Genomic DNA, 832 nt, shown 5'->3' on the forward strand with positions numbered 1-832 from the left:
GGCAGCAGCGCGAGAGCGGTGGCCTGGAACACGGGTCCAAGACCCTTGCTCGAGCGTAGCGCGGGCGTGGCGTGCGCCTGGATCAAGGCCTTCATCGTCTTCTCGATCGCGGCAAGCTCTCTGACCAGGGCGGCAATGGTGCGCGCTGCAAGCTTGTGGACCGAAGCAGGCGCCATCGCCGCCTGCTGCTTCTGGGCCTGAAGCAGGACGACCACCTGGCAGCGGCGGCGCAGCCAATCACGCAGCTCGCGTTGCCAGGGCGGCGGTGCGAGGTAGGGGCGCAGGCGGTCGGCGAACAGCCGGGCCATGAGCGCCAGGATCCGGGCGTCGATGTCGTCGGTCTTGGCCAGCTCGCCGGTGGCGTTGGCGAAGGCGCGGGCCTGGCGAGGGTTGACCCGGGCAATCCACAGACCGGCATCGCAGCAGGCCTCGAGCAGTGGCTCCTCGTAGCCGCCGGTGGCTTCGACCACGATCTGCGTGGCCCCAAGCGCCTGCAGTCGCTTGACCAGCTTGGCGATGTCCGCCCGATTGTTGGCGAACCGGAGCACGCGCGGCTGCCCATCCACGGCCAAATCCAGGCTGGCCTTGCTCACATCGATCCCTGCTGCTGACATGTTCGTTCTCCGCTACAGTTGATTGGCCGAGAGCATCGCGCCCGAGGCCCACGCTTATCAGTTCGAGGGAAACCTCGATCAACTGTTCGGGCGCAGGGCGCGAGATCCGGCGTGCGGCCCCTGCTGAATTACGGTGGTCTGACACCGAGGCGTTATCGGGCGCGCACGTCGGGCTCTCGGCGCCTACGGTAGGGGAAACTCAAGACATAAGGCGTTAG

At 67.1% G+C, this 832-nt stretch carries 1 protein-coding gene; it reads right to left on the bottom strand.

Going from position 1 to position 832, the window contains the following annotated elements; genetic code table 11:
• On the bottom strand, positions 1–614 hold a 614-nt coding region (locus tag ACW5EG_RS17050; RefSeq protein WP_457022491.1), incomplete at its 3' end, for an IS110 family transposase.
• Between the last annotated feature and the right edge of the window lie 218 nt (positions 615–832).

This window comes from Luteimonas sp. A611 (assembly GCF_054072715.1).